Raw genomic sequence first — 11,709 nt, forward strand, 5'->3', positions numbered from 1 at the left:
TTTACACACCCTGCTTTCGGTTACCCGTTACAAACATAATCAGGAACATTATAATAATCAAAAATACCGCGATAGTGGAACCCATGCCCCAATCCTGTGTCACAAGGAAGTGCTGCTCGATAGCCGTACCAAGCGTAATGACGCGGTTACCGGCAATCAGCCTTGTAAGCATGAACAATGAAAGTGCCGGGATGAAGACTACCTGGCATCCCGTCTTCACACCATCTAACGTCAATGGAAAAATGACGCGGCGGAATGTCATCCATCGGGACGCTCCCAAGTCGTTGGCCGCATCCAAAAGGGTTGGATTCATTTTATCAAGCGCATTGAATATCGGTAAAATCATAAACGGGATGAAAATATAAACCGAAACGAAGATGAAGCTGAAATCCGTAAAGAGAATCTGCTGCTTTCCAATCCCTACAGCCTCCAGAAAACCATTCGCCACACCATACGTGCCAAAAATACCAATGAAGGCATAAGCTTTCAAAAGTAAATTGATCCAGGAAGGTACGATAATCAGCAAAAGCCACAACTGCTTATGCTTGGTTTTCGTTAATAGATATGCTGTCGGGTAAGCCACTAAAAGGGATATTCCCGTAATCAGGAAAGCATACCAAAATGAACTTAAAGTCATTTTTAAATATACTGGCGTAAAGAACTTTTGATAGTTAATCAAAGAGAGATTACCTTCAATGTCAAAGAAGGAATAGTAAAGGATTAACAAAATGGGTGCAATCACGAATAAAGCAATCCATAAGACATAGGGTATGAAGTAAATATTCCGGGATATTTTATTCTGCATGACTTTCCCCATCATGATACGCTTCCAAACGCTTATCGAATTCTTCTTCAGTTTCACCCAATCGCATGACATGAATCGATTCTGGATCGAAATAAAGACCTATTTCATCTCCCACCGCCACTTTTTTTGTTGATTGGACAAGCCATTCATTTCCATCATGGTCATAACAGCTGATTTCATAATGAACACCACGAAATAGCTGGGAGTCCACCCGAACTTGCAGTTTTCCGCGATCGACGGAGGTTATCTCTAAATCTTCCGGGCGGATGACAATATCGACAGCTTCATTACTGTTCAATCCTTGGTCGACACATTCGAACTGTCTGCCGACGAATTCCACGAGGTAATCTTCAATCATTTTTCCTTTTACAATATTAGACTCACCGATGAAATCGGCAACGAATCGATTCAGCGGTTCATCATAAATATCCGTAGGGGTCCCACTTTGCTGAATTTTCCCTTTGTTAAGGACAAAAATCTCATCTGACATCGCTAATGCTTCCTCTTGGTCATGAGTGACGAAGATAAACGTGATTCCAAGTCTTTGTTGCAGCTCCCGCAATTCATATTGCATTTCTGTACGCAATTTCAAATCGAGGGCAGATAGCGGTTCATCCAGAAGGATGACTGCCGGTTCATTAACAATCGCCCTGGCAATCGCTACCCTTTGCCGTTGACCACCGGACATTTCCCTGATCTCCCGTTTATCATAACCCTCCAAATTAACAAAGCTAAGGGCTTCCTTCACCTTTTTTTCCACTTCCGTATTTTTCATTTTCTTGATCCGAAGGCCGAATGCTACATTTTCAAACACATTTAAATGCGGAAAAAGTGCGTAATCTTGAAATACCGTATTTACTTGCCTTTTATTGGCTGGTACATCATTGATCCTTTTTCCTTCAAAGTAAATATCACCTTTGGATGCCTCCGTAAATCCAGCAATCAAGCGAAGGATCGTGGTCTTCCCACAGCCGGAAGGACCCAAGAGCGTATAGAACTTCCCTCTCTCGATTTCAAAACTAACATTATCGAGAACTATCGTATCATCATCGAATTGCTTCGTAACCTGATCGAAGCGTATTATATTCCCGTTTGCCATAGCTACTTCCCTCTTTCCATTCCCTTACTTCATCCATCTTTACCTTAAATGAACCAATGCATTTGTCTTGAATTCTACAAGTAGGATTCCGTCACCACTAGCAATAACTCGGATGGACCCTTAAAATCATTGATGATTTGATGTTCATCTGAAGCATGAAAATAAATCGATTCCCCTGCCTTGACGAAATACGCATGAGTACCAAGCTTTACAATGACTCTTCCGCTTAATACATAACCGAATGTTTCCGACAAGGATGGTTCAAATTGTTTGAACTCCCCTTTTTCCTGAAGAGTCAAGCGAATCGGTTCCATTTCCTTCTCATTCGATTCAGGCACGAGCCACTGAATTTGATACCCTCGTTCCTCATCAATGAAAAATGTTTGCTCTTCTTCTTCATACACCACTTTTTGGACGTGATCCTCTTCATCGAAGAACTGCTTCGGTTTGCAGCCGAGTACTTCTAAAATGTTGAAAAGAGTTTCAATTGAAGGGGAACTAAGATCCCTTTCTAACTGTGAAATATACCCTTTGCTTAAATCCGTTCTTTCCCCCAATTCTTCCTGGGTCAATCCTTTTTTCAAGCGAAGATTCTTAATTTTTTTTCCAATTTGCATCCTATTTACCCTCAATTGGTTTACTTATAGTAAACCCATAGTAGATAAAGTTTTATATAAGTAAACTTCCAGTTTAATTTAACGAATATTATTATACAGGAAATACTGGAAACTTCAATTGAAAGTTCCAGGAATGCATGAAAAAAGGACCGCCTACTGGCAGTCCTTCTTTTACAACTTACGACAAATCTCTTGCGCTTTCTTTTCGCCATCTGCAATACAGTCCGGGATTCCAACACCATTGTATGAACAGCCCGCAAGTAAAACATTCGGATAATTCTCGGAGATTTTCGCCTCCAGGGATTGAACGATTTGAGGATGTTTTATATGGTAGTTTGGCATATTTTCATGCCATTTCGTCACTTCACTTGTAATTGGAGTTCCAGAAATACTTAAACTATTTTTAATGTCGCGTAAAGCCACCTGAATTAATTCCTGGTTTGTAAGGGACCGTAATCGTTCATATTCCGGACTTGAGCTTTTATAAAAAAGCCTTACTAAAAGCTGACTGTTTTCAGAAGTATGCTCCCATTTCCGGCTTGTCCAGGTACATGCATTACAGATCAAATCACTATTATCACCTGCAATGAAACCAGTCCCGTCTTTAGGAAGCTTACTGTCCGGGATATCGAATCCAAGATAAACGCTAATCATTGAACTATCGATCAAGCCAGCGAAGTCTAGATCCAACTCCCGATCACCCAATAGTTTCTGGGCAGCTGTATGCGGTGTACTCAAAACAATGAAGTCCGTTTCCAGCGTTTCACCGTTTGCCAATGAAATGATATACCCCTGATCATTCTTTCTAATTTTTTCTGCCTTGATCCCTTTTAAGATTTCCACCATATCGAGGCTCTCCTCAATACGTTCAATCAATGCCGATAAGCCATTTTTAAACGAAAGGAACTTCCTATTTCCCTTGCTTTGGTATTTCTGCTTATTTTCCGATAAACCGCGTATTATACTGCCATATTCATTTTTATAATCCAGCATCTCAGGCAGTGTTTTGGCAATGGTCAATTCATTTAATTTCCCTGAATAAACACCCGATAGGACAGGTGATATCTGTTTTTGCACCAATTCCTTACCTAAGAAACTTTCAAGGAATAAACCGATTGAGTCATTTTTCGTAAACGTCTCATTTTTTGTATAGAAATCCTTTAAGGCGTCGACCTTCCCTTGTGCGGAAACCAGATCACTTTTCGCCAGGGACTCCAGGCTCATTGGAATTCCGAATAAGGCATCTTCCGGGATTCCCTTCAGCATGCCATCCGTATGGATAAATGATTTTCCCGTCGCATTATAGACAACTTGGTCCTCTAGGTTCAACTCTTCAAGAAATGGTACTATATTTTGCTTCCTTGCGACAATCGAATCGGCACCCGCTTCGATTTTAAAAGGACCATCATGCACTGTCCTGATTTTACCGCCTAATTTCTCATTTCCTTCTATTAATATCAATCGTACGGAGAGACTATTAGCTTTAGCCGTTTTTTGTAAATAATACATGGTTGATAAACCGGTAATGCCTCCACCTACGACTACGATTGTTTTCATTAGGACTACACCTCGATTAACGAAATTTTCATTAATTAAAGTGTACCATAAGGCAGCAGCAATATTAAAAACGGCCCTTCTAAATCATTAGTTTCGTAACGAAACCTGTAACAAATTGGACAAAAAAAGACCTCTCCTCTTTGGAAAAGTCTACATGCCAATTTGTCGTTTCTTATTCCATATCCTTGTTCATCGTATCTAATCTATACTCCATTATTTCCATCAACCCGCTTCTGCCTTCTTTTTGAATCCCTGTATCCTGATACCCCGCTTTCGCATAAAGCGTTTTTGCAATCACGTTCATGACGTCCACTGCCAGAATGATCGAATCCTTGTTTGGAAAAATCCCTTTTGCGAATTCCGGAAGGATTTGCAAAGCTTTCATTGCAACCCCTTTACCTTGATGCTTTTGATCAACAAGAAATCCACGGAGTAATATCGCTTTTTTATCGTTGGTGAAAGGTGTGATGGTCTCGCCAATATGTAAAACGAAAAAGCCAACCGGGATACCCTCAACCAATATTACGATAGGATGCCTGTCACAATCTTCCCGGCAATATTTCAGTGACTCTTCGGGCAGAGCTGAAAAAGGGGTTTGTGTATCCGGTAAATAAAACTGGGAAAGCTCGTGAAGATGTTCCGGTAAATAAGGCGTTAAGGTGATGGTCTCGATTTCCTTGTCCTGTTCCATTGGGCATACCACTTTCATCAATTATTGGATACCTTAAAGATTCGATGCCTCGTCTTAAAATCCCTCCCCTAACAGGAAGAAGCACTGCCGAATATTTCGACAGCGCTCCTTAAGTCAATCAATGGGTGTTTTCATTGATTGTCAGTGCTTCTCGTAAATTGATTTGCTGGCGGAGTATATTGGCAACATCACGGGAAATTTGTCGTCTTTCAAACATATCCTGCACTTCGTCCCGCTCCGCCTGAATCGCTTTATAAAATAGCTCCCTTTCATAATCGACCATTTTACTAGGGATCCGGCCTCTATTTTCCCGTTTACATTTTAAAATCAACACTTTATACTCTTCTATGATCATCGAAGATGTCTCATGATTTTCAGAAGTGATACCCGCTTGCATCTCTTGGATGGCGGCTTTGTACATCCTGATTTTAAGGTCTCTCACCTTTTCCAATCTCTCTATATTGATCCTTCTTATTTCACTTTTATTAGGGAAAAATAATTTAAAAACCCTCAGCATACTTCTTCTGAAAAGCGTTACTGACCTGAAAAAACGGAATTTCATTCGGTTTGTGACCGCGCCTTCCATACGCTGGATGTATTCCTTGCATATATACGCCGTCTCCCGGTCCACTTTTTCATCCTTAATAAGTTTATCAAGGAATCTTTCCTCTGCTTCAAGGGCCTTGAAGCGAAGGACCTTCTCTTCTTCCCTTAATGCAGCTGGCTCTTTCTCCTGTTCTACATAGGACAATTCATTGATCTTTGAACAGTACCTCGAAATGATCGATAAAGCCGCTTCACGGTTTTCATCTGTCATTTGGGACTCAACCACCCGGATGGCCGCTTGATGTGTGTGAATGGCAGCAGCTTTCGTTTTGTCAGCCTGCTTGTCCACTACATCCTCCTCTTCGGATCGTGCTACGATTGGCAGAAATACACTCGCAACAATCAAGGTCAGCAATATGACACCTGCTGCAATGAAGATGATTAACGAACGCTCAGGAAAAGGACTTCCATCTGCCAATACATATGGAATCGAGAACGAACCCGCTAACGTTACAGCTCCGCGAACACCGGAAATGGTAATGATTCCGGCCGCTTTGAAGTCTGGTTTTTGGGCTCCTGCTTTTTTCGTCATCCAACCAATCGACCAGGCAGCCGTAAGCCAAATGAATCGTAAAGCGAAGAGGAAAAGTGTAATGATCACGATATAAAGGATCACTTGTCCATTATTGAAGGCTGGATCTTGAAAGATAGTCTTCGCAACGCTTGGGATTTGCAAGCCAAGCAAAACGAATACAAGTCCATTCAATACATATAAAATGACGGACCATGTACTTTTTGAAACGACCTGAAGTTCTACAGTTGGTGATATTTCCCGATCTCGTTCAATGGCATGGACAATTCCCCCAGCCACGACCGCTAAAATCCCAGAAAGGTGGAAATGTTCCACAGCGAGGAAAATAATAAAAGGAGTTAGGATTTGGATCAGCATATGCATCGTGACGTCTTCCATCCCTAAGCGGCGAAGAAATACACGAAGCCTAATTACGACGAAAGCAAGTATTGCTCCACCTACAAAGCCACCAATTGCAATCCATATGAAACTGAAGGTTGCGTCGACTAAGGAGAAAACGCCAGTGACTGTAGCTGCTACGGCAAACTTGAAGGCAACCAGACCAGAGGCATCATTCATTAGCCCCTCTCCTTCGAGAAGGTGCATAATGCTCTTAGGCAGCTTAACCCGACTCGCCAAAGCGCTTACTGCCACTACATCTGTAGGTGACAAAATGGCAGCTAAAGCGAATGCTGCCGGCAATGGAATCGATGGAATCATCCAATTAATTAAATACCCCCCTGCCCAAACCGTTATGAATACTAGGCCCAGTGCAAGCATTAGAATGGGTGCTCTCAACTTCCATAGCGCTGTGCGGGGTACATTTTTGCCATCATTGAATAAAAGGGGCGCGATGAATAACAGCAAAAACAATTCCGTCTCCATCTCAACATGCATACCCAGGGGTAAAAGTGCCAGTATGACACCTAGTGCTATTTGTATTAATGGTACAGGTATAAAAGGTATAAAATGGTTAATTACATTAGACACTCCAATCAATATAAGAAGGGCTAATATAACAAGGAAAAACTCCATACAAACATCAAACTTCCTCTCTCATCTATTATCATAACTATAAGCGTAACATATTTATACCCAACCATTCATGCATTAACTATTCTAACCTAGAACCCTCCTGAATAATGATACCTTTTATATAAGCAAAGGATCTTATAAATACAAAATCAACCCAATACCTCAACGGATTTACATCGGAAAATTTTGTGACCGTCTATTGAATGGAAAAAAGCTGATTGGCTACCCTAATCAGCTTTTCCCACATGATAATGACAATGGTCATTGTGAAAAATATGACCCACATAACAGGTTGGCACTAACACGCTCATTTTGTTCCCGGGACAAACAGACGAAGATGTTTGTGCAGTACATTCGCCTTAAAAGGAAGAAGAAAGCCTTCATCACCATCTATATTGACTGCAAGTTCCTCTGGTGTGGATAAATGGAGCTTGGATGTTTGAATATATTCAACCTCATCATGTCCTTTAATCTCTCCCCTCATTAAACTGGGAATGATCTTGACGATAAGAGGAAGAGATAAATCCTTAATGATGAATGTGTGCAGCTTTCCATCATTCACTTCCGACTCCGGTGCAAGTTGTTCGAAACCGCCGACAGAGTTAGTCATTGTCGCAATCAGTAAATGAGCCTCGCCCATCCACCTGCCCTGATCATGTTCAACCGTTAAAGGAAACGGATTCTTTTTAATGATTGCTTTTGCTCCTTCAATGAAATATGCAAAAGACCCCAGACGGGTTTTTTGTTCAACGGATACATTATAGGTAGCCTCGGCGATTGCCCCTACTGCCAACACATTCATGAAGTAACGATCATTGATCTTCCCTATGTCCGATTCCTTAATATGCATATCCTTTAGTATCTCAATAGCTGCATCGGGATTCATGGGTATACCCAATGATCTAGCAAAATCATTAATGGTTCCTAGTGGAATGATTCCGAAAATTGGCCGATGTTGCTGCTCGCCCAAGCCATTCACTATCTCGTTCACCGTTCCATCCCCCCCCATGGAAATGACAGCATCGAACCTTTCTTCACATGCTTCCTTAGCAAAACCCGTAGCATCCCCCTCTCCTTCGGTTTTTCGAACGGACACCTTATCATAAATATCACCAAGCGCCTTTTCCGCTTTCGGCAAAATCTTTCCTGCCTTTTCCTTACCTGAAGATGGATTTATGATAATCATCACTTTCGACATATGCTACCTCCCATTATTTGTACTTCTATTAGCAAGTTACCTCTTTACTGAAGTACTAAAACCAAACAGACAATTTTTCTGATTGTTGAATAAAGAAGTTTACCAGTAACTTTCATTTAATCGCTCCAGTTTTGACGGTTTGCAGTCATTTTAGAACAAGCTCTTATTGTTACATGACCTGTGAAACAGGCATTCATTGATCACTGATCTTCCTGTTCTACATCTGTTACATTTATACCTATTCATATCAATTGAAAATTGCCTGTCCCTTTCGCTCCTTCGTATTATTTTTCATCTGCAAAATGAATTTTCTCTTCAAATCCCTCCTTACCATGAAGAAAAACACAAAGAATAATAGATGATAAACCCCTTACCTATAGGGTTTTCAGACTCTTTATGAAATAAATTTCAAATTTTCTGTAAAATACCTATACATTTTCCAAATTCGGGTATATACTGTATTATAACAACAAACAAACAACAATAACTGTACTATAAAGAGGAGGAGCGAGACATGCAAGATTATCAATCAGATTCATTCATAAGCGATTCATTTAAATATTGCCCTGAATGTGGTGAAACACATGTGGACCACTCAGATTCCTATCTGTTGGAATGCGATCGCTGCCTTTCCAAACGTGAAGAATAATTCAGTCGAAAAAAATAAAGAACATTATAAAGGAGGAAATCATCATGCAACTGAAAAAATCCATTGAATTTTTCAACAATATCCCTGCTAAAAATTGCCCTGAGTGCGGTGACCATATTATTGAACACTCCGAATCCTACTTAATGGAATGTGACCGCTGCCTTTCCAAACGTGAAGACTAATTAAACCAATTCAAAAAGGAGGAACCATCATGCAAACTAAAAACCCATTGGAATTCTTCAGGTCACTGCCACCTAAACAATGTACGGAATGCGGCACCCATATCATCGAACAAGCTGAATCTTACCTCTTGGAATGTGACCGCTGCCTTTCCAAACGCGAAGACTAATTAACCAAATCATAAGGAGGAACCATCATGCAAACTAAAAACCCATTGGAATTCTTCAGGTCACTGCCACCTAAACAATGTACGGAATGCGGCACCCATATCATCGAACAAGCTGAATCCTACCTCTTGGAATGTGACCACTGCCTTTCCAAACGCGAAGACTAACTAAACCAAATCATAAGGAGGAACCAACATGCAAACTAAAAACCCATTGGAATTCTTCAGGTCACTGCCACCTAAACAATGTACGGAATGCGGCACTCATATCACTGAACAAGCAGAGTCCTACCTCTTGGAATGTGACCACTGCCTTTCCAAAAAAGATGAATATTAAAAAAAGATGCTGACATCAAAAAGCTATAAAGGCCATTTTGATGTCAGCATTAACCTTGTATTAGTTTCCCTTTCCTTACATTCAAAAAAGGATGTCCTTAGGACACCCTACAGTCGCAACTATTCTTTACTTACCAATATATTTATCTACATATTTTCCACTGACCTTCCTGCTGCTGTACTGTAAGAAGTCCAATGCAAAAATCATGAATTCAAGGCCAAGACGCTTATCTGAACGCATAAAATCCGCACCTAAAAGTTTCTCCAATTTTTCAAGCCTATGATATAGCGTTTGCCGGACAATGAATAGTTGTTTTGATGTTTCCTGTTTAGAACCATTACAAGCAAGATAGGCCTTCAGGGTAGGCATTAACTCACCATTGTTTTGCTTGTCATATTCAATGACGGGACCTAAATATTCATGCACCGTTTCCTCCAGATTACCATGTTTATTTATGAGCGAAATCATACGATGCATATGTAAATCCTGATAAAAGAAGCTCCTGTTATCCTCTGGTAAGGTATCCTGAAGCAGCAGAGTCTCGCGGGCCGTTTCATAACTTTTATAAATCTCACTTAACCTTTGAACATGCTTTCCAAAACCAATGGAAAGCAGACTCATACGATTACGCCCGCTTACATCCATTTTCATGATTCGGTCCACTGCGCTTGTCACCCTTGATTTCCAATCTTCAGATGAACGATTATCACCTAAAATAAAAACTAGATGCTGATGTATTTCCATAGAAAATATCTGAAAGCCGTACTGTTCAAAAACTGTCTTAAACATTATCTTAAAATAGGTTCCATCTAATTTTGCAGAACTTTTATTATACCTTGGGTGTTGTTTGCAAATGCAAACAATTCCGCCATCCAACTGCATTTTCGGATCAATATAGGAAAGCCTCTCCCGGATTGCTTCGTCACTATACTCACCTTCAATCCAATTTGTAAGCCATTTACTCTCCTCCGACATTTTCTTTTCTTCTATATATAATTCCCTTAATAGATGTTGTGCCAATGCGGTAGCCGTTCGATCCAAAATCAGTGAATCAAAGTCCGTCAGTTCTCTGTCGTTGCTGCAAATAAGCAGTTCCGCATAATTTTCACCAAGTACTTGAATTGGCTGTCTAAAAACGGTTTTATCCATTTTTCGCTTTTCTTCGTATATGTCCGCTACCATTTGATAGGTTATTTTTTTCTTTGTTTTTGGAATGCTGGCTATATCGTTCTCATTGAAGATAAGAATAACCTGTACATTTAAATAGCTGTGGAGAAATTTTAGAATTGGTTCATAATGGTCAATTTCGAGGAGATTTTTATTTAACTGCTGGGAGTAGTTTTCTAAGTTGGAGATCATTTGATATTGTTTATTGATGATAAGGGAATGAATATCCTGAGTGATTTCCACGAAAGGGACTTCTTCATGAAAAAGGATGATAGGGAATTGCTGTTCATTTGCAAGATCAATTGCACATTGCGGCACTGCCATGGTGTTGGCGCCAATCTCTATACAGAGTCCAGCTGCATTACATTCAATTAACTGTTTTAAGTAAGATAGAAATGTGTCATCGCAATCTTTCCACCCTAAACCGGTAGTCAGAATCAGTTCATTTCCATTTAACAAATGGCTGATTTGGGTGACTTCCATGCAGTGGACCCACTTCACTTGACGCTTTATCCCACTGCTACCTGCAATTATATCCGTCAGATTAAAATGCTTGCGTGTTAGAATTTCCTCGATTGTAATCGATGTATTCATCCATCCACATCCTTTTATAAAACTGCTTTAAAATCTATTATAAACGGACAACCCTTAAATCTCCAGACACTTGTCAGAAAATCTAACGTCAAAATTCTACAAAAAATTCGCCACTTTTCCACACACACCCTGGCTCCTGGAAAACTAAAATCCACATTACCTGTTCATTCACTTTCAACATCTATCATTACCCTCTTTTAATGAAAGTCTAAACAGGTACAAGAAAAAGGACCCATTCATGTGGAATAGGCCCGGTTCATAACTATTTCAATTCAATTTCCTGAAAAGCAGGGTAGAGAAGTATTTTCTTCCTTCAGGGGTTTTGATGTTCAATTGCTTCCATTCCTGCTTCGTTCCTTCAATCAGTTCAAAATCGAGAAAAGCTCCGCTTAAATTTTCTGAAACCCGGGTGATTCGATATCCTCTTTCAAGTAAAAAATCGATTTGTTCCCTTTCTAAGCGATACTCTTGATATTCGGACATTTCCATTCCCCCTT

The 11,709-nt window shown here is 40.2% G+C and carries 14 protein-coding genes; 5 read left to right on the plus strand and 9 right to left on the minus strand.

Going from position 1 to position 11,709, the window contains the following annotated elements; genetic code table 11:
* Position 1: 1 nt before the first annotated feature.
* The 7 genes from QUF86_RS04330 to QUF86_RS04360 all read right to left on the minus strand — a co-directional run bounded on the left by QUF86_RS04330 (position 2) and on the right by QUF86_RS04360 (position 8,119).
* On the minus strand, positions 2-805 hold the full coding sequence (locus tag QUF86_RS04330; protein WP_289323380.1) for an ABC transporter permease: 804 nt from the start codon (positions 803-805) through the stop codon (positions 2-4).
* A complete protein-coding gene (locus QUF86_RS04335) occupies positions 795-1,904 on the minus strand; it encodes an ABC transporter ATP-binding protein (protein WP_289318704.1) in 1,110 nt (369 codons plus the stop codon). Before QUF86_RS04335 ends, QUF86_RS04330 begins: the two co-directional genes overlap by 11 nt.
* A gap of 74 nt (positions 1,905-1,978) precedes the next feature.
* Positions 1,979-2,521, minus strand: a complete 543-nt coding sequence (locus QUF86_RS04340; protein ID WP_289333705.1) for a helix-turn-helix domain-containing protein — start codon at positions 2,519-2,521, stop codon at positions 1,979-1,981.
* A gap of 171 nt (positions 2,522-2,692) precedes the next feature.
* Positions 2,693-4,078, minus strand: coding sequence for a protoporphyrinogen oxidase (locus QUF86_RS04345; RefSeq protein ID WP_289333706.1), 1,386 nt, complete (start codon positions 4,076-4,078; stop codon positions 2,693-2,695).
* A 172-nt stretch (positions 4,079-4,250) separates the two neighbouring features.
* Positions 4,251-4,769 (minus strand): GNAT family N-acetyltransferase, encoded by a 519-nt coding sequence (locus tag QUF86_RS04350; RefSeq protein ID WP_289318701.1) that lies wholly within the window; start codon positions 4,767-4,769, stop codon positions 4,251-4,253.
* A 118-nt stretch (positions 4,770-4,887) separates the two neighbouring features.
* On the minus strand, positions 4,888-6,921 hold the full coding sequence (locus tag QUF86_RS04355) for a Na+/H+ antiporter (RefSeq protein WP_289333707.1): 2,034 nt from the start codon (positions 6,919-6,921) through the stop codon (positions 4,888-4,890).
* A 307-nt stretch (positions 6,922-7,228) separates the two neighbouring features.
* Positions 7,229-8,119, minus strand: coding sequence for a diacylglycerol/lipid kinase family protein (locus QUF86_RS04360; protein WP_289333708.1), 891 nt, complete (start codon positions 8,117-8,119; stop codon positions 7,229-7,231).
* 514 nt (positions 8,120-8,633) lie between these two features.
* On the opposite strand from QUF86_RS04360, the gene yhfH (QUF86_RS04365) reads away from it, so the two are divergent.
* Genes yhfH (QUF86_RS04365) through yhfH (QUF86_RS04385) form a run of 5 tightly spaced genes read left to right on the plus strand, consistent with a single transcriptional unit; the run spans position 8,634 to position 9,451 of the window.
* Positions 8,634-8,768 (plus strand): protein YhfH, encoded by a 135-nt coding sequence (yhfH, locus tag QUF86_RS04365; RefSeq protein ID WP_289333709.1) that lies wholly within the window; start codon positions 8,634-8,636, stop codon positions 8,766-8,768.
* A 44-nt stretch (positions 8,769-8,812) separates the two neighbouring features.
* Positions 8,813-8,950, plus strand: a complete 138-nt coding sequence (gene yhfH, locus QUF86_RS04370; protein ID WP_289323374.1) for a protein YhfH — start codon at positions 8,813-8,815, stop codon at positions 8,948-8,950.
* Positions 8,951-8,979: 29 nt separating this feature from the next.
* Positions 8,980-9,117 carry a protein YhfH gene (yhfH, locus tag QUF86_RS04375; RefSeq protein ID WP_289318696.1) on the plus strand — a complete coding sequence of 46 codons (138 nt, stop codon included), beginning with the start codon at positions 8,980-8,982 and terminating at the stop codon, positions 9,115-9,117.
* Positions 9,118-9,144: 27 nt separating this feature from the next.
* Positions 9,145-9,282 carry a protein YhfH gene (gene yhfH, locus QUF86_RS04380; protein ID WP_289318695.1) on the plus strand — a complete coding sequence of 46 codons (138 nt, stop codon included), beginning with the start codon at positions 9,145-9,147 and terminating at the stop codon, positions 9,280-9,282.
* A 28-nt stretch (positions 9,283-9,310) separates the two neighbouring features.
* A complete protein-coding gene (yhfH, locus tag QUF86_RS04385) occupies positions 9,311-9,451 on the plus strand; it encodes a protein YhfH (RefSeq protein ID WP_289318694.1) in 141 nt (46 codons plus the stop codon).
* 126 nt (positions 9,452-9,577) lie between these two features.
* Here yhfH (QUF86_RS04385) and QUF86_RS04390 read toward each other — a convergent pair whose 3' ends face one another.
* A complete protein-coding gene (locus tag QUF86_RS04390; protein ID WP_289333711.1) occupies positions 9,578-11,212 on the minus strand; it encodes a PucR family transcriptional regulator in 1,635 nt (544 codons plus the stop codon).
* Between the two features lie 267 nt (positions 11,213-11,479).
* Positions 11,480-11,695, minus strand: a complete 216-nt coding sequence (locus QUF86_RS04395; RefSeq protein ID WP_057915016.1) for a hypothetical protein — start codon at positions 11,693-11,695, stop codon at positions 11,480-11,482.
* Positions 11,696-11,709 lie beyond the last annotated feature (14 nt).

Source organism: Peribacillus sp. NJ11, assembly GCF_030348405.1.
In the GTDB taxonomy this organism is placed as follows: Bacteria; Bacillota; Bacilli; order Bacillales; family DSM-1321; genus Peribacillus.

Excerpts from the sequence above, each read along its gene's own strand:
- yhfH (WP_289318695.1), top strand. The coding sequence starts at position 9,145 with ATGCAAACTAAAAACCCATTGGAATTCTTCAGGTCACTGCCACCTAAA.
- QUF86_RS04360 (WP_289333708.1), bottom strand. The coding sequence starts at position 8,119 with ATGTCGAAAGTGATGATTATCATAAATCCATCTTCAGGTAAGGAAAAG.
- QUF86_RS04330 (WP_289323380.1), bottom strand. The coding sequence starts at position 805 with ATGCAGAATAAAATATCCCGGAATATTTACTTCATACCCTATGTCTTA.
- yhfH (WP_289318694.1), top strand. The coding sequence starts at position 9,311 with ATGCAAACTAAAAACCCATTGGAATTCTTCAGGTCACTGCCACCTAAA.
- yhfH (WP_289318696.1), top strand. The coding sequence starts at position 8,980 with ATGCAAACTAAAAACCCATTGGAATTCTTCAGGTCACTGCCACCTAAA.
- QUF86_RS04340 (WP_289333705.1), bottom strand. The coding sequence starts at position 2,521 with ATGCAAATTGGAAAAAAAATTAAGAATCTTCGCTTGAAAAAAGGATTG.
- QUF86_RS04395 (WP_057915016.1), bottom strand. The coding sequence starts at position 11,695 with ATGTCCGAATATCAAGAGTATCGCTTAGAAAGGGAACAAATCGATTTT.
- yhfH (WP_289333709.1), top strand. The coding sequence starts at position 8,634 with ATGCAAGATTATCAATCAGATTCATTCATAAGCGATTCATTTAAATAT.
- QUF86_RS04345 (WP_289333706.1), bottom strand. The coding sequence starts at position 4,078 with ATGAAAACAATCGTAGTCGTAGGTGGAGGCATTACCGGTTTATCAACC.
- QUF86_RS04350 (WP_289318701.1), bottom strand. The coding sequence starts at position 4,769 with ATGGAACAGGACAAGGAAATCGAGACCATCACCTTAACGCCTTATTTA.
- yhfH (WP_289323374.1), top strand. The coding sequence starts at position 8,813 with ATGCAACTGAAAAAATCCATTGAATTTTTCAACAATATCCCTGCTAAA.
- QUF86_RS04390 (WP_289333711.1), bottom strand. The coding sequence starts at position 11,212 with ATGAATACATCGATTACAATCGAGGAAATTCTAACACGCAAGCATTTT.
- QUF86_RS04355 (WP_289333707.1), bottom strand. The coding sequence starts at position 6,921 with ATGGAGTTTTTCCTTGTTATATTAGCCCTTCTTATATTGATTGGAGTG.
- QUF86_RS04335 (WP_289318704.1), bottom strand. The coding sequence starts at position 1,904 with ATGGCAAACGGGAATATAATACGCTTCGATCAGGTTACGAAGCAATTC.